A 16,363-nucleotide genomic window follows, 5' to 3' on the forward strand; every position below is an offset into this window, starting at 1 on the left:
AATGAAACAGCTATTTACACCCGTAGTAGTTTTTATGGTATTCGTATCTGCTACTTACAGTCAAATTATTGATATTGATTATTCAAAAAAAGGGGAGTCACTTACCGAAACAAGAGAAGAAAAGGAAAACCATTTAAACTAAATGACAGACTATTACAAAATACTGGGGATTGAAAAATCAGCTTCTCAAGAAGAGGTCAAGAAAGCGTACCGAAAATTATCAATAAAGTTTCATCCAGATAAAAATAACGGAGATGCATTTTTTGAAAATATGTTTAAACAAATTCAAGAGGCATATGAAACTTTAAACGATGTTCAAAAAAGAAATGAGTATGATAGAGAAACAAATCATCAGGATTTCAATCAAGATAATTCATATTCAAATTTTAAACCAATAATAGATTTTTTCAAATCTAATAAAACTTTATTTTATAGTGGAGATGAAATAACATTTGAATGGAGAACCTTTAATGCAGACTTGGTTGAAATTAAACCATTTGGAATAGTGAGTGCAAATGGCAGCAAAACATTAAAGCTCAACAACATTAATAAACAATTCATAACGATTGAACTAAAAGCCACAAATACAAATATCTCTAGATATGTATCTAAACAGATTATTCTAGAAAATAATGTATTTAGAGATGCTAAAACACAATCAACTCATAAAAGTGGATTTTCTGGCACTTACAAAAAAACAACTTCATATAGTTCTGCTAATAACATAAAATCAGAAACGTTTTGGTCGGCAAAAGGTAGATTAAGAAGGAAGGATTATCTTAGTAGATTAATTTTATTAGGACTGCTCTCTGGAATTGTAGCGGCAGTAATTGAAAATTCTCGCAATGAAGTAGTTTTGTTTTTTTCTTCAATTATAGCGATTGCTTGTTGGATAATAATAACAATTCAAGCAATAAAAAGATTACACGACATTAATATGAGTGGTTGGTGGTATTTTATTCTTTTAATTCCTTACATCAATCTAGTTTTCGGGCTATATGTTCTATTTGCAGACGGAACAGAAGGAACTAATAAATATGGAGCCGACCCAAAGAATCGATAAAAACTTCATACCTACTACCTAAAACCCAAAATCTAGTTCCATATCGTATCCTGAGCCCCGTCGAAGGACACACCTACTATCCCATACAAAAAACTTTCTCACCCACCATGTGGTTTCCCGTAACCGTAATAAAAAAGGTAGCTGTAGTTTTACATAAAACGTTGGTAAGCATGAGTTTTTCTGGTAAAAACTAATGCTTGTCGATACGTATAAATGGGCGTATGTGTGTTGAGACATATTTACTGTAGTTAGCTTTAATTTAAACAAATGAATGAAATATCAGAATTTAAACGCTTAGCGAAAAAAATAAAGAACAATAAAGAATTTCAGAAAAGAAATATATCTGAGTTAATTAAAATTATTCCATTCATTGGAAGTTTAATCGAAGAAAACATATTTGGTCCTGAAAGAGATGCAAATTTAGAGTCAAGATTTATTGCTTTAGAAGATTTAGCCTCAAAAGCATTAATGAAAGAAGATGTCTCTAAAATTATAAATGTTTTAGAGCAACACACATTAATATTAAACCGATTTGTATTTGAAAATGAAAATTTACTACTAGAAAACGCAAACGAACTAAAAAGAGTAAAAGTCGGAATTTCATTTGTAGAACAGGACATTAACTTAGCTAAGTCAATAATTAAGCAATTGAAAAAAAACCAAATAGATGTTGTTTCAAATAACTTAAAATTTGCAGACGAAAATAAGATTAGTTATAATGAATTTTTACCTCCAACTGTTGATTCACTAATTGTTTTGTATAGTAGTAATTACGAAAATCATAATAGTTCTTCTTATAATAAAAACACTTATCTAAATAAAGGTATTGAATTAAAAACACCTATAACTACGATTGCTTTTAATGAAATAACTAACTCGAAATTACCAATAGAAAATTCATTAAAAAAAGTTTTTCATTCTAACGAAGTATCTGATATAATTGACACTTTTTTCTTTGACAACTATATTGAGTTAAAAGAGAAGGAACAAGATTTAATCACAAAATATTCCGATGTAGAAACAATATTAAAACTCTATAACTCAAACTTTAATAAAATTGAAAGTTATGAAAAAAACAAAATAGGGTTTGAGTTATACGAATTAAAAAATCTTACTGGGTCAAGTATTTTTTGTGTGTATCTCTATGAAAACATATATATAAAAAACACTTTAAAATTCATTCATAATAACTGCATAAAAAATAGCGAAGAATATTTTATTCTTGTTCAAAAGACAAAAAGATATGATCAAGAAAAAAGAATAGATTATTTAAAAAAACATGCAAGAAAGAATACTAATGCATATTATATAGATGATTTTATTTGGGAGAATTTAACATCTTCCTATTTTGAAACCAAGCAAACATATACCAATACATCGTTTATACCTCCAAACTTATTATACCAGAAAAAAACATTTGACAATTTCAATTTTTTTGACAATTGGTTGTATAAAAAAAACTCTCCTACTCTTATTATTACCGGCTCTGGCGGAATTGGAAAAACCACACTTGCTAAAGAATTAACTAACAGAATAAACAATAGTGCTAATAAAACTAAGGCTATTTATATTGATGCATTAAAAATCTCGAGTTCAATTTTACATTTAACACATAATAATGATAACATTAATTTATATTCATTTTACGAAAGTAGTGTAAGTAAAAACTCAACACCATCGTTAAGCTATGATTTGTTTAGAATAAATATTGATAATGGAAACCTAGTAGTTATTATAGATGGTCTTGACGAAATCATTTCAAGATTGGGCGAACGATTTAATATTTCAAATTTTTTTGAAACTATACAGAATTTCACAGATGGAGTTGGAAATGGAAAAGTTATTTTAACTTCCAGAAATCACTTTTGGAATATTTCAAAATCGTTTTTTTCAAATTCCCAAGAAATCGAAATTTTACCATTTAACAAAGATAAAGCTCTAGAGTATTTTGACAATTTATATCCCAATTCTCCGAAGTTAGTTAAAAAAGCTATGAGAATTTCTGAATCAATCTTAGGAGACATATCGAACAATGACTTTATACCTTATGTTTTAGAATGTGTTTCTTTTATAATTGAAGACTCTACTGAAAGTGGAAAATATTATGACCCTGATTTCAATTCCACTATTTTAAGACAGGATATTAAAAACGATTTTATTTTGGGTAAATTGTGTGTAAGAGAAGAGCAAAGAACAGAACAAATTGATGTTGACCAACAATTAGAAATATTTTATGAAATTGCAAATAAGAACATTCAGAAAGATGAATTTCATAGTGCCTGCAAAAGAATAAGTAAAATAGACATCAATGATAGACAAATTGAAACTTTCCTCTCGCATCCAATAATTGATAGTTCAAATGATAATGTTAAGTTTAAGTATGATTTTTTTAAAAACCACATAAAAAGCATATATTTAAATAACTTATTTAATATTAATGATTTATCAATTAACGAAAATCATATTGATATTTTTTCAAACCTTATCTCCTTCAATTCTTCTTTTACTTTAGATATTTCTGAAAGAATAAATATTGAAAAAGAGGATTTAATGTATAGGTTTTTAGTCTTACAAGAGGAGATTAAAAATAAGTCAGAAATAAGTACAGAAGCGAAAAATAAGTCAATCTCTTCTCTTTTTATTATTTTGTTAAAAAACAATGTACATAAATACAGCTACAGTAGCGAATTAAACACACAATTATTGGTAGAATTCTTTGGAAAAACAAATGGTACAATAGACGCTCTAAATATAATTGATTTATCTTGTAATGATAGTAATAAAATAATATTTGATTTTTCAAATATCAAATTTGATAATGCTTTTATAAGTTCCTATGATTATTTTTGGGAATGTAAATTCAATGCTAATACAGAATTTTCTAATTCATATTTTTATAAAGTTCACAAGAGCAAAAAAATTAATACTAGTGCGAAAGAAACCAATTTCATCAATGTAAAAGGGTCAGATGAAACATTTAAAAGAGTTATTTCTGAATCAAAATTTTTTAATAAAAATAAAGATAGCAAAATAATATCCGATTTACATCAATTCTTTTCACACTTTTGCAGTAATGGAATAGTTGACCGAAAAATATATCCTAGGATAAACCAATTATATCAACGGAAATACATTAAACTCGACTCACTTATAAAAATTTTAGAAAAAGAAAATATTATTAAAACCTATTCTTCTCCTAAAAATATTGTTACAATAGAAATTTTACATGAACATCATCAAGATATTCTTAAATTTTATTCTAATAGAATTTCAGGAGGTTGTATCAAAGAAATATTTAATGTAATAAAAAATAAATAACAATATAGATAAAAACTTAACACCCAAAACCTATATCGTATACAAAAAACTTTCTCACCCACCATATGGTTTCCCGTAACCGTAATAAAAAAGGTAGAAGTAGCTTTAGGGGATTAAAATATAAAAGCGTGGATAGGCAGGAGTTCAATGATAAAAATAAATGCTTGTAAACGATTATAAATAAGTACAAACGGGTGTATAGTTAGTTACCAAGGTAACTATACATAATTGTTGGCAACAAGCTGAAGAAACAGAATGGCAAAGTCATATTATAAATCAAGACCAGTAAAAGCTAATCCGAAATTCAAATCGAAATTTGAAGAAGCTATTCATAATTTTTCAGGAGCTTTCATTGGGAGTAAAGAGTTTAATCATTCTCTTACAAAAGGAGAACAAAGAGAAATACCTCTGAAAAACTTTTTATCGAAAGCCTTACCTTCTAATTTTGAAATTAAATCTGGAGAAATAGTTGATTGTTTTAATAACTCAAGTCCTCAACTTGATATAATGATTTATGACAAATCAAAAACCATTGAATTTTTTAATTCTGATGCTTCAATTATTCCAGCTGAATCTCTACTTGTTAGTATTGAAGTTAAATCAAAATTGAATAAAGCAGAAACTAAAAAGATTCTCAAAAACGCGACGGATTTAAAAAACTTGAAACCATTCAAGAAAAAACCAGTTTTAAAACAAAGAGATGATGATAGTAAAGCTGCACATTGTAGATATTTCCATTGTGTTTTTGCATATGAAACAGATTTTACTAACCCTGATTGGGCTAAAAGTGAATATGATAGATTCAAAAGTGTAGCTCAAGAAACAAAAACCGATTTGAATTCAATTGACAGGATTTATGTAGCAAAAAAGGGCTTAATCAATCCTTCTGCTGAACAAGGAGTGAATGAGATAGATGGAAAGGTTAGAACACTTATGTATTTTTTTAGTCATATGTTAAACTTTGCTATGCGAGAAAACGGACGAAGAGCACCAGTTCCATACGAACTCTATGCTGGAAGACAATCACAGGGTTGGAAATCATTGAAATAAAAAGTCATTCTACCAATAGAATATTACCAGATAGCGAAATGTTTTTTTGACCTTATAAGTAAAAAATAAAAAGTTTTGACTAAGTGTGTAATTAAAAGGATAGTTACTTTTAATCTTGCACTAACCATAGCCGAGAAGTTAGCAGTAATTAGGATTTGAAAAAGAGAAGATCACCAATATCAAAAAGTTTACAAAAAAATAGTGTATCAGCTATGTTTGCCGCAATTGAAATACACAATAAACCTGTATTTCATTATCGATACGAAGTTGTTGTGCTTCTAATGATAAATGCATGGGAACTAATTTTAAAATCCTACTTATACAAATTCACAAAAACTAAAATTTTTCAAAGTGATGGAATCTCAAAACCTTTTTTGGATTGTTTGAATGCCACAGAATCAAATCTAGGAAAAGAGTTTCTTCCAACTAAAGAAAATCTATCCTTACTCTATGGTTACAGAAATAAGGTTGCTCATTTTTACTCTGAAAAACTTGATGTAATAATCTATTCTCTACTTAAGAAATCATTGATTTTCTATGACTTTTTTATCAAAAAGCATTTTAAAATCGATATGTCAAATGAACTCGGAATAGTGTTAATTCCTATAGGGTTTAAAAAGTTTTTTTCTCCGCTAAATTTCTTAACAAACGAATCAGCAATAAAAGATTCAAATTCGGAAGTTAAAAAATTTGTTAAGGACATAATTGACTCATCAACAAGTTTGAATAACCAAGGAATTGACGAACCGATTATTGTTGATTTTAAAATGAATCTGACAAATATTAATAGAATAAAAAACGCTGATATTGTTGCCGGTATTGATAATTCAAAAATACAGAATACTACATTTTCAGTAACAAAAAACTCCGGTTTGGTCAAAGTTTCACCAGATGCAAAGGAATCAATTATATTGACAAGGGATAAAAATAAAAGCCAAGGTGTCTTACTTTACGAAGAGTTATCAGATGGTATTTTTGATGAGATCAACAATATTGTTGATGCTAATAAATTACTAGCTAAAGGTGACCGTAAATTTATGCTTGGTCAAACAATGTATTTTAGAATTTATGCAGAAAGACAATTCATAAACTTTAACCTTCTTACATTTGAAATGCTTGTAAAAGCAGGTCTGTTTAATTTTTACGCTCCTTCTTTATTTTGGCTATCGCAATTATCATCACAAAAGATTAAGGATATTTTAGACAGTTTACTAGACGAAGCTAAGTCACCAAATGTTACAAATTTGATTAAACTTTCGGTTCTTCTTGGCGATGAAATTTCCAATTATTATTTCGACCAAGTATATGAAAGGTATCGAGGAGTGACACAACCGCCACAATTTTATTACACATTCTCAGACACAAGAAAATATAGAAGATCAGACACTATATTAAAAGCCTTAAAATCAAATGGTCAAAAGAAATTAACTATCAATACTGACACTTATGAATATCGACATATTTTGAATAATCCAACAATTGGAATTAATATTCTATCAAGCTTATGTATGGATATATATAACGGTGATGTCAGTAAGAGATCAATTGCTAGAGAATTAGACTTTCTTTCATATGGAGATAAATTGAGAAGCAAATCCGTTGAAATTATAGAATTAATAAAAAACCATTAACATTATTATGTTTGTATGTGGAATCATAATCGAGTAAAGCCAGCTACACAATTCAAAGCTACAGATTCATACATTGAGTGTTATATTAGGATTAATCAAATAGAATAAAATGGCAAAAGAACCAGAACTAAAAAGAGGAGAAAAAGGATACTTACAAAGATTCATAAATATTTTTCAAGATGATGCAAAAATAGCTTTGGATAGTTTTAAGGACGATTCTGAGAATACTATTTCTGAAATAAATGATCTAAAAATTTCTTTAACTGATGAAATAAGTATTCTTAATGAAAATATTGCATCTTTAGAACAACAAGAATCAGAATTACAGGTTAAACTCGAAGAAGTATCCAATTTTTATACTACAAATTTCGAAATAAATGATGAGGGAGAAATTGTTTCAGAAGAGATTGAGGGATATGTAGACAAGTTTAAGAGTTACAAAACCGAAATCGATGAGCTAAAGAAGCAGGTGGACGATTACAAAGATGAATTATTTGGAACGGAAGATGAAGAAGGTAATGAAATAAAAGGACTAGATCATAAAATTGACAGTCTAAAAAATCATCTTCAAAATACCATTAAAGAGAGTCAAGAAAAACTAAATGTCTTTCTAGAGAAGAACGAGAAAAAACAAGATGAATTATTTACTAAAATAGAAGGGTTATTAAAAGGAGCTAGTACCGTTGCCTTAGCAAAAGCTTTTAAAGAACATAAAGATTCATTTATAATTTCAAATTATATATGGATGATACTGTTTGTTGCTTCAATTATTTCAATAATGAGCCTATCGGTTTGGGGTTTTATAAACGCTAATTATGAATTTAAAGACATGTGGAAATATACTTTGGGAAACTTACCCTTTATTGGTGGTGCAATTTGGTTAGCCATTTATTCAAGTAAGCAAAGAAGTCAAAACAAAAGACTACAGCAAGAATATGCTTTCAAGGAAGATGTTGCCAAAATCTATTATGGATTAAAAGAAGAAGTAGAGGAACTTGGAGATACTGTATTAGGAAAGAAATTGAATGAGTCAGTATTAAAGCTTGTTATTGATGTTGTATCTTTAAACCCAAGTGAATCATTAGATAGTAAATCACATAATGATAATGGTCCAATTATAGAAAGTTTAAAAAATCTTGGAGAAGTAGTAAAACACGTCAAAAGCTAAATATAAAAACTATACTCGAAAAGCGGATTTCCAACCCGATAACTCAGATTCACAATCCGCACCATACAATACCCAATCAGTAAATAAAAACACCTTGTCAACTTTTTGTATGACAAGAATATGATGTGATTGGCTGATATTTGTTTTGTCACAAAAACAGATACTATGCACCAAAACAATGAGCAGCTTATCATCGATTTGATAAAACAAGATCTTAAACATTGCCAATTGGTATACGGCTTAGCGCAATTGGGATTAGAGGGATCAAATACACACCATCTAGAGATACTGGAGATCATATACCAGCTTATGCATATCCCCAGTGAGAAAAAAAACGACTACCTGGCCGAGACCTATGCGGCTTTTATGAGTATGGCTACCGATTATGACATCACCCCCATGGGAGAATCGTTACGCCCCCTGGCAAAAGAGTGTTACCACCGGTTAAAATATCTTATAGAATTGGTGTGATTGTACCCTTTGAGAACCAATCGTTACTATCGTTTTTAATTGCGTCTCGATAGCTCTGCTGAGCTTGCCGAAGTACATTTTTTATACGCTATGCTTCAAAAAAACACTCGATCCCGAGGAAAATTCGGGATAAACTATGACGTAGCGTTTGTGTTGTAACGTAGCGTGTTAGCTCGTCTGTTCGAGTGGTTTTTCGTAATGTAATGGAGAAAAATTGTATCGAGAACCAGCTCAGCAGAACTATCGAGAACCTTTTTAATATCAAAAACTCTTTTTAGCAAGGTTAGGAAGAGCATCATAATCATTGTTTATTAAAGCTTCTTTCTTAGCTCTTGACCATTTTTTAATCTGTTTTTCTGTATCTATTGCCATAGTGATATTTGTAAACTCACATTTAAAAACTAATTCAACAGGTCTTCTTTTATATGTATAACAATCTTTATAAAAGCCTGATGAGTGTTGAAACAGTCGTTGATTTAAATTTGATGTAACTCCTGTATAATAGGAATCATCAGAGCATTTTAAGATATAGACATAAGATAATTTCATTGTCATAAATATATGGTTTTTTGTAATGTAATGAAGAAAAATTGTATCGAGAACTAGCTTAACAGAACTATCGAGAACTCATCATATTATCGTTTTCAAATGCATCTCGATACACGCTCGTTCCTCACGCACTCGATCCCGAGGAAAATTCGGGACAAGTTGTGACGTAGCGTTTGTGTTATACGTACCCTGAGCGTAGCCGAAGGGTACAATCCTAACAAAATCAAAAAGTTAGCTAAACCTTTCTTAAAAAAATCTCAGTTCCGAAAAATGAAACTGGCGTACTATATTCTTGTGCTATAAATATTTATTAACTAAAAAAATATAGTAAGAATGGCATTAGAAAATTTAATTAGTGTAACCTTTACAGAAGACGAATTAAACAAATTAACCCAGGGGATAGCAACCATACGAGAAGTACTGGCGGGTAAAACGGTAAACCTTACCCCCGAGCAACGGGCACAATACGGGCGTATTGCCAATCAAAACAAACTTATTGTAGACAAAGCCAAAAACTATATGGAGCAGCATCCTAGCTGGATTCCTAATTTTTTGGATAAAGAAGAGTTTGATCGCGATTATAGTACCCGCCAACAGATAGAAACCCACGTACAGTTATTAGAAAACCTCTCCCAGCAGTTAGTCGATACCAAAACCTTATTAGACTATGACAATTACTCTAATGCATTAAGTTTTTATCGTATGATGCGTTTTCTGGCTGGCGAGAACGAACCCGGTGCCAAATCGGTGTATCAGGATATGAAAGTCCTTTTTAAAAAAAGTGGAGGAATCACACCCGATACGCCCGATACAGAACTATAAATCACTATCCAAATCGTATCAAAATAGCACCAGCCATAACGGCTGGTGCTGTTGTTTTGTCCTAGTTACCTCTTAAAGACACCCTTCGAAGCGTTACCGAGGTCCTTCGAAGGCTCCCTTTATGGCCTCGACCCCCAAAAGGTATCGCTTTTACCCCTCCTGCCAAGCCCTCTGGGCCATAGGATATCAGCTCGACCCCTGATCGTATCACTTCGAAGGGTCATCATCACCCTTCGAAACGTTAAAATATCAGCTCGAACCACCTTTTGATAGGGTACCCCCCATATCGACAAGGGGATACCCCCTTGTTGACATGGGTTGTGTACCCTTCGAGAGTACTTCGACAAGGCCTGTCCTGAGCCCTTCGATAAACTCAGGACAGGCCTTATCGAAGGGCTCAGGATGACACCTCAGGGTACTGGTATGCATATATCATTGTTGGCAATAATTAAAGATTAATCATCTCTTTTTTTTAGCGTAGAAAAAGACAATGCATTAAATCTTAATTTTTAAGTAAACTGTAACATTTGTCATATTATCCCATCATGATAAAAACTATTATCATGAAAAATATTAGAAAATTTTTATTTTTTGTTATTCTGTTGCTTGTTTGTTTTGCTTCAAGAAAGTCGTTTGCACAAAATGAGTATTCTATTGACTCGATTATTCAGTTAAATACATATACTTTCAAAATTGTAAACAATGAAATTATTGGAAATGGAAAAGATTTTCTTAAAAGAGAAGCCGAAAATTCTCAATTTTTTATGATTGGTGAGTTACACGGAAATAAAGAGACTCCCGAATTTACTTCTGCTATTCTTAACTTACTAAAGCCTAAGGGATACAACAACTTTGCTGTTGAGATTGGTCCTTTTAGCAAAAAAAAATTGCTATCTATTATTAAGCAAAAAAATGGTATTGATTCTTTATCCAATTTTTATAAAAAGTATAATCCAGATGATTTAACAAATCCAATTCCCTTTTTTGATGGGATTGATGAAGTTAGAATGCTAGAAATTGCTATAACTAATGGGTATAATATCTGGGGAATCGATCAAGAGTTTGTATATGCAGCTCCCTTTTTATTTGATGATATTTTTAATAAGACAAAAAAATTAAAAAACAATTCAAAAAGCTATGAAAAGATCTATAAAGAAGCTCGCGCATCTTTATTAAAGCATCTTACTACGAAATCAAAATCTAAATTTAATCTTTTATTGAAAGATAAACATATTCTTGAGTTTATTGCTGAATCAAAAGGAGTAGATAATGAGGTTACTACGCTATTGACAGAGTTAGAAAAAAGTTGGAAAATATATGCTTACGGAAATGGTCCAACAAAACAATACTTCGAAAGTAATAACTCCAGAGCGATTATGATGAAACATTACTTTTTTGACTATTATAAAAAGGCTTTATTAAAGGAGCCTAATCCAAAAATGATCTTAAAAATGGGTAGTATGCATACTGTTTATGGAAAAAATCCTTTAGCTATTTATGATATTGGAAATACTTTATATGAATTATCAATATTAAATAATTCCAAGAGTTTTAATCTTGCCCTTGCTGGCAGATATTATATTAGAAGTAGTGGAGAAAAAATTGATCGCTTAAAATATGTTCCAGAATATGAGAAATTATTTAAGCATCAGGAAGAAAACCTTTGGACTCTCTTGGATTTAAGGCCTCTTAAAAAGGCTATTTACAATGGAAAAATTAAGGTAGACGATAAGAAATTCAAAAAGCTACTTTATAGATATGATTCTGTTCTCATGAAAACTCTTACAGCTGCTACAGAGGATATTAGAGATTATAAAAACTAAATTGAAATTTTTGGAATGGGTTGTACAATTCAAACCCGACAGCGTGGATTTATAATTCGATAACGATACGCAAATAAAAAAGTTTTTCCCTGCCATATACATTACCATTGCTATATCAAAAAGATAATAGTAGCTTTGGGTAATTAAACAATTATAAACACCTACACATGTGTATATGTGTACTGGTGCATATACTATTGTTGGTGACATTTCTTGAAGACAAAAACGTAAAAAGACTAAAAGAAAATAAAGAATGAATAGACTATTTCAATTAACAGCTTTACTATTATTACTTTTAATAAGTTGCACGACACCAAACAGCAAAACTGATTTACTACGAAAAAAAATTGAGCAAATCGTATCTGACAAAAATGCGGTAGTTGGGGTTTCAATAATCGGAAATGATGGGAAAGATACTCTTTCTCTGGACGGAGATAAACGATTTCCAATGCAAAGTGTGTTTAAATTCCATATTGCATTAGCCGTTTTGTCAGAAGTTGATAAGGGAACATTGTCATTGGATCAAATAGTAGAAATAGATAAAGATGAACTTTTACCTGAAGACTTTTGGAGCCCACTTAGAGATGAAAACCCAAATGGAGGTAGCTTTACAATTGAAAGATTAATTCAATACACAGTTTCTCACAGCGACAATACAGCCTGTGATATTTTAATACGACTTATCGGAACACCTAAAACGGTTGAACAATACATTAAAAAGAGTGGTATAGAAGATATCCAGATTACTTTTAACGAAGAAGGATTGCAAGCAAAGTGGGAAAATATGTTCCAAAATTGGACAACCCCGAATGCTGCAAGTGAAACACTTAAAATATTTTTTGAGAATAAAAATAACTTACTTTCAAAAAGCAGTTATGATTTTTTTTGGAAAACTAATAAAGAAACAACAACAGGAAAAGGTAGAATAAGAGGGCAACTACCTAAGGAAACAATTGTTGCCCACAAGACAGGTTGGTCTGGTACAAATAAAGAAACTGGGATTACCGCTGCAGTAAACAATATTGGAATAGTCTTTTTGCCAGATGGGAAGTACTTTATCATCAGTGTTTTTGTAACAGATTCGCAAGAAAATTTTAAAACAAACCAGAAAATTATAGCGGATATTGCAAAAGCTACTTATGATTTTTACACTATACAGACGAAATAATAAACAATCGCTAGCAGTGTGTAAAAATGTATTGAAACCCGACAGCGCAGATTTGCAATCTGTGCAATACAATAACACATCGTCTAGATAAAAACCTTGACAGGCGGGAGTTTTATGATATACGTAAACAATTATAAACACCTATAAACAGATATATGTATACCCGTATGCATATATCATCATTCTGAATAATTATGATCAAAATGAAAAGAAAATATCCCTATTTTGCTTTTTGCATTGTAGTATTGATAGTAGTAGGATGTGCAAAAAAAGAAGTGAACAATATGCAAATAGACCATATCATACTGGCCATAAACGACCTTGATTTGGGCATTAAACAATTTGAGGAATTAACCGGGGTAAAAGCCGTATATGGAGGAGGGCATCCAAACAGTTATACTCATAATGCTATAATACCCATGGGCGATATGATTTATATTGAAATCCTGGCACCAAAGAATGAATTGGACACAATTCCTGAATTTTTTAAAAATATGAATGTTTTAAAACCTATTGGTTTTGCAATAGCTACCGATACCATAGAATTTCTGGAGAAAACAATCGTAGACTCTCAATTTGAAACCAAAGGAATTGAAAATTGGTCAAGAAATAAACCCAACGGAGAGGAATTGAAATGGAAGTTGTTACGGATAACTAATCCAGGGCTAAACATTAATCCTTTCTTTATAAGTTGGTCTGATAAAACAACTCATCCTTCGGTTCAAAAGAACACCCTTTGTTTTTTGAAAGAATTTCAAATTAAAACTCCGCATAAAAAGGATATAACAGACATTTTGTTGAAGAACAAATCAACGATTCAATTCATGAAGATGGAAGATGGAGATACAACGCAACTTAAAGTAACCATTAAGACCCCAAAAGGAGAGGTAACATTTAAATAACTATACATAACAATACCCCACTGCGCGATTTGAAATCTGTGCAATATCCGAAAGCGCGGATTTGAAATCCGTGTAATACAATAACACATCGTCTAGATAAAAACCTTGACAAGCGGGAGTATTATGATATACATAAACGGATCAATTTTTGATAATAATTGACAATATAATTTGTCATTACTCGAGATATGAATAGAAATTTGATATTAATAATCATTTTTATCCCAATTATATCATTTTCACAATCAATTAAAAATTGGAATGAGAAAACTTATAATGTTTTAAATACAATTAAACTTGATTTAACAAGAGAACAGTTTAACTATTTTAAATCTATAATTCTAAACAGGCAAAAGTATCAGACACAAAAAAGAATAGATTCCACAAAAGGAGTTATCAAAATAGTAGAAGGTTATAATTTTAAAGAGAATACGTTTGGAATTATTGAAGAATATCGTTTTTCAAATGGAAGAATATTCACTTATTTGAATAATTTAAAAGAATGGGGAGTGAGTTTCGATGATTACGACAATTTTGTTGAAGCAAGTAATAGAAAGCACAAAATTGATACGATTCTTCCACGAAAATACACTGCTGTATTAGGTTGTATAGGAAATAAACGCGCAATTAGAAAATCAAAAAGAATTGAAAAGATGGCTAAAAACCAAGGTGTCGTAATTGAAAATTATTTAAAAATAGAAACGTTAATTGACTCGGTAGTTGATAAAATTTATATTTCATTTTTAATTCCAAAAAGTGGAGCTAGAGAAGTTCAGATATCTTATGGACCATTTTATCTTGATGTTGAATTGGAATATTGGTTGAATTAAAAACTGGTTGCAACAAGATATATGCATTCATAATAGCTAAGTGATAAACAGAGAAGCTTTAACACAAAACAGCAGGCAACACTATAACACTGATCTTTATATCAATCTTAGGGTTTTGATTGAGGAAATAGATATTATTTAAATCCGAAAGCGCGGATTTGAAATCCGTGTAATACAATAACACATCGTCTAGATAAAAACCTTGACAAGTGCGAGTATTATGATATACATTAAGTATAAATTAATTCCCAAAATAAAATTAACTTTATCGGCATCAATCAACATGTTATGAGAAACCAAATTATACTAGTGGCCTGTTCGTTTATTTTTATGACCTGCAACAAAAACGAAACCGCCCCAACCCTATCAAAACCTAAAGAGATCAAAAAAATAGAAGGAGCATGGAAAATGGTGTATGGAGAGATCAAAGAAGGAGATTCTGTAAAAATTAAAGACATGACCTCATCAGATTTTATAAAAATCATCGGTAAGGATCATTTTGCATTTTTTAATCAAGATCATACCAACCCAGATGGTTTTTATGGAGGCGGAGGAACCTATACTCTAGAAGGAAATACCTATACAGAAACATTACAATATTGTGCGGTAGAAGCTGTAAGAGGTCACAAATTTCCATTTACCATAGAAATAAAAGGAGATACTCTTATACAATATGGGCTAGAGGAAGTAAAAGAAGCTAACATAAAAAGGTATGTTGTAGAAAAATATATTAGAAAGAATAAATAGTAGCTTTGGGTAATTAAACAAATAAAGCGTTTGTAAACAATTGATAAAAAAATACAAACGAGTATACATGTACTGGTATACACATACTATTTGTTGTAACTAATGTAACTAATAGATTAAAAATGGATAAAGCATTACAAACTATGATTGACAACATGCCTGAAAAAACAGGTAAGTCATTAGATGAATGGAAAGCAATTCTTAAAGAAAAGTCCTTCACTAAACATTCTGAAGGGGTTAATTTTTTAAAGACAGAGCATAATTTGACTCATGGGTTTGCTAATACAATTGTTACTTTATCCAAAGAAGAAAATAACTCTCCTGATGATTTAGTGGGCGCCCAATATAAAGGGAAAGAAAATCTGATTCCAATGTATAAGAAACTAATTGACTATGTTACATCATTAGGCTCTGATGTAACCATTACCCCTAAAAAAGGAAGTGTTAGTATTATTAGAAAAAGGCAATTCGTTTTAATTAAGCCGGCTACCAAAACAAGAATTGACTTAGGATTTAAACTAAAAGACAAACCAACTACAGATAGACTTGAAAACTCGGGGCCATTCGGTACAATGTGCACTCATAGAGTTCGGCTATCCGAAGAATCAGAAATTGACAAAGAATTAAAAAACTGGATATCTGAAGCTTATGAAAAATCAATATAAAACCGGGTACGACAATACTAAAGCATAGGCCTAACCCGAAAGCGCGCATTTGCAATCCTTATAATATAATACTCAACGCCTTATTAATACAAGCCTTAATAGGCGTGAGTGTACTAATACATATATTCTGTTGTTAGCACAACATATAAAAGTTCG

The 16,363-nt window shown here is 30.6% G+C and carries 15 protein-coding genes; 14 read left to right on the forward strand and 1 reads right to left on the reverse strand.

Going from position 1 to position 16,363, the window contains the following annotated elements:
• Position 1 precedes the first annotated feature (1 nt).
• The 7 genes from NNH57_RS11270 to NNH57_RS11300 all read left to right on the forward strand — a co-directional run bounded on the left by NNH57_RS11270 (position 2) and on the right by NNH57_RS11300 (position 8,701).
• On the forward strand, positions 2 to 142 hold the full coding sequence (locus tag NNH57_RS11270) for a hypothetical protein (RefSeq protein ID WP_159099154.1): 141 nt from the start codon (positions 2 to 4) through the stop codon (positions 140 to 142).
• Positions 143 to 1,063, forward strand: coding sequence for a DnaJ domain-containing protein (locus tag NNH57_RS11275; RefSeq protein WP_132065924.1), 921 nt, complete (start codon positions 143 to 145; stop codon positions 1,061 to 1,063). It begins immediately after the preceding gene.
• 267 nt (positions 1,064 to 1,330) lie between these two features.
• Positions 1,331 to 4,381: an NACHT domain-containing protein gene (locus NNH57_RS11280; RefSeq protein WP_108807341.1), complete on the forward strand. Its 3,051-nt coding sequence runs from the start codon at positions 1,331 to 1,333 to the stop codon at positions 4,379 to 4,381.
• A 255-nt stretch (positions 4,382 to 4,636) separates the two neighbouring features.
• Positions 4,637 to 5,431 carry a DUF6602 domain-containing protein gene (locus NNH57_RS11285; protein ID WP_108807342.1) on the forward strand — a complete coding sequence of 265 codons (795 nt, stop codon included), beginning with the start codon at positions 4,637 to 4,639 and terminating at the stop codon, positions 5,429 to 5,431.
• Between the two features lie 155 nt (positions 5,432 to 5,586).
• Positions 5,587 to 7,062 (forward strand): DUF3644 domain-containing protein, encoded by a 1,476-nt coding sequence (locus NNH57_RS11290; protein WP_132065922.1) that lies wholly within the window; start codon positions 5,587 to 5,589, stop codon positions 7,060 to 7,062.
• A 109-nt stretch (positions 7,063 to 7,171) separates the two neighbouring features.
• A complete protein-coding gene (locus tag NNH57_RS11295; RefSeq protein WP_108807344.1) occupies positions 7,172 to 8,230 on the forward strand; it encodes a GumC domain-containing protein in 1,059 nt (352 codons plus the stop codon).
• A 165-nt stretch (positions 8,231 to 8,395) separates the two neighbouring features.
• Positions 8,396 to 8,701: a hypothetical protein gene (locus tag NNH57_RS11300; RefSeq protein ID WP_132065920.1), complete on the forward strand. Its 306-nt coding sequence runs from the start codon at positions 8,396 to 8,398 to the stop codon at positions 8,699 to 8,701.
• 261 nt (positions 8,702 to 8,962) lie between these two features.
• Here NNH57_RS11300 and NNH57_RS11305 read toward each other — a convergent pair whose 3' ends face one another.
• Positions 8,963 to 9,250, reverse strand: a complete 288-nt coding sequence (locus NNH57_RS11305; RefSeq protein WP_025668179.1) for a GIY-YIG nuclease family protein — start codon at positions 9,248 to 9,250, stop codon at positions 8,963 to 8,965.
• A gap of 333 nt (positions 9,251 to 9,583) precedes the next feature.
• Here NNH57_RS11305 and NNH57_RS11310 point away from each other — a divergent pair, with 333 nt between their 5' ends.
• The 7 genes from NNH57_RS11310 to NNH57_RS11340 all read left to right on the forward strand — a co-directional run bounded on the left by NNH57_RS11310 (position 9,584) and on the right by NNH57_RS11340 (position 16,207).
• Positions 9,584 to 10,072 (forward strand): hypothetical protein, encoded by a 489-nt coding sequence (locus NNH57_RS11310; RefSeq protein ID WP_108807346.1) that lies wholly within the window; start codon positions 9,584 to 9,586, stop codon positions 10,070 to 10,072.
• 563 nt (positions 10,073 to 10,635) lie between these two features.
• The gene (locus NNH57_RS11315) at positions 10,636 to 11,895 is read left to right on the forward strand and encodes a hypothetical protein (RefSeq protein WP_132065918.1); all 1,260 of its coding nucleotides are present in this window, start codon (positions 10,636 to 10,638) and stop codon (positions 11,893 to 11,895) included.
• A gap of 253 nt (positions 11,896 to 12,148) precedes the next feature.
• Positions 12,149 to 13,063 (forward strand): class A beta-lactamase, subclass A2, encoded by a 915-nt coding sequence (gene bla / locus NNH57_RS11320; RefSeq protein ID WP_108807349.1) that lies wholly within the window; start codon positions 12,149 to 12,151, stop codon positions 13,061 to 13,063.
• 203 nt (positions 13,064 to 13,266) lie between these two features.
• Positions 13,267 to 13,965: a VOC family protein gene (locus NNH57_RS11325; protein ID WP_159099155.1), complete on the forward strand. Its 699-nt coding sequence runs from the start codon at positions 13,267 to 13,269 to the stop codon at positions 13,963 to 13,965.
• Positions 13,966 to 14,153: 188 nt separating this feature from the next.
• Positions 14,154 to 14,795 carry a hypothetical protein gene (locus NNH57_RS11330; RefSeq protein ID WP_108807351.1) on the forward strand — a complete coding sequence of 214 codons (642 nt, stop codon included), beginning with the start codon at positions 14,154 to 14,156 and terminating at the stop codon, positions 14,793 to 14,795.
• Between the two features lie 288 nt (positions 14,796 to 15,083).
• Complete coding sequence (locus NNH57_RS11335; protein WP_082994842.1) at positions 15,084 to 15,542, forward strand: hypothetical protein; 459 nt, start codon at positions 15,084 to 15,086, stop codon at positions 15,540 to 15,542.
• Between the two features lie 122 nt (positions 15,543 to 15,664).
• The gene (locus tag NNH57_RS11340; RefSeq protein ID WP_108807352.1) at positions 15,665 to 16,207 is read left to right on the forward strand and encodes a DUF4287 domain-containing protein; all 543 of its coding nucleotides are present in this window, start codon (positions 15,665 to 15,667) and stop codon (positions 16,205 to 16,207) included.
• Positions 16,208 to 16,363: the final 156 nt, after the last annotated feature.

The organism is Aquimarina spinulae (genome assembly GCF_943373825.1).
Classification (GTDB): domain Bacteria; phylum Bacteroidota; class Bacteroidia; order Flavobacteriales; family Flavobacteriaceae; genus Aquimarina; species Aquimarina spinulae.